The following is a 995-nucleotide window of genomic DNA, read 5'->3' as shown; positions in this document are numbered from 1 at the left end:
CAATACTTCCTGCAATCGTTAGAGATAGCACGAGAAATTGGGGACAAACCGTGGGAAAGCATCTCCCTCAACAACCTAGGAAATGTTTACCAGAACCTGGGAGAATACGCCGAAGCAGAGCAATACTACCTGCAATCGTTAGAGATAGCTCGGCTTCTCGGCGACAAAGCGGGGGAAGGCATCACCCTTGGCAACCTGGGAGTTGTTTACGAGAGTCTGGGAGAATACGCCGAAGCGGAGCAACAATTCTTGGCAGCCATTGAAGTGCGGGAACAATTGCGCCTTGGTTTAACTGACGCGCAAAAAATCTCCCTATTTGAACGACAGAAAACCACTTACGAACTCCTGCAAGCCGTCCTGATTGCCCAAAATAAAACCGATACCGCCTTAGAAATTTCCGAACGGGGACGCGCCCGCGCTTTTGTAGAATTGCTCGCCCAAAGACTCGCCGACACCCCAGACAACGCCCTCACTGTCACCCCGGCCAATATCACTCACATTAAACAAATTGCTGCTGCCCAAAATGCCACGATTGTCCAATATTCTTACGTTCGTGAAGCGTTTCAAGTTGGCAAGGTTGAGCGATTGAACGAATCGGAACTGTATATCTGGGTCATCAAACCCACAGGAGAAATCGGTTTCCGTCGCACTGACCTCAAACCCTTATGGCAAGAGCAAGATACTTGGTTAGCGAAAGGAATTGCCGATGCCCGTTGCTTCGATAACCAGGTCTGTCGTCAGAATATCACCGTTGCTCAAAGTGTTGATGGAACCACGGAAGTTCGCAGCGAACGGTCTTTTACCTTTAATCAGCAGGCGGCACAACAGCAAACTCGTCCCACCCGCCAGCGAGAGAACCGGGAATTACACCAACTGCATCAACTGTTAATCGCACCCATTGCCGATTTACTCCCTACCAACCCCACGGATAAAGTCATCTTCGTTCCCCACGACTCTTTATTCTTAGTACCTTTTCCCGCCTTGCAAGATGAGAA

Annotated in this window: 1 protein-coding gene; it reads left to right on the top strand. The window is 49.6% G+C overall.

Going from position 1 to position 995, the window contains the following annotated elements; genetic code table 11:
• The coding region (locus AC0QH1_RS20810; RefSeq protein WP_324633228.1) for a tetratricopeptide repeat protein at positions 1-995 on the top strand (995 nt) is incomplete at both ends.

The sequence above is a fragment of the Phormidium sp. CCY1219 genome, assembly GCF_055795085.1.
Note: the sequence above shows the minus strand (reverse complement) of the source record. Positions and strands in the feature narration are given on the sequence as shown.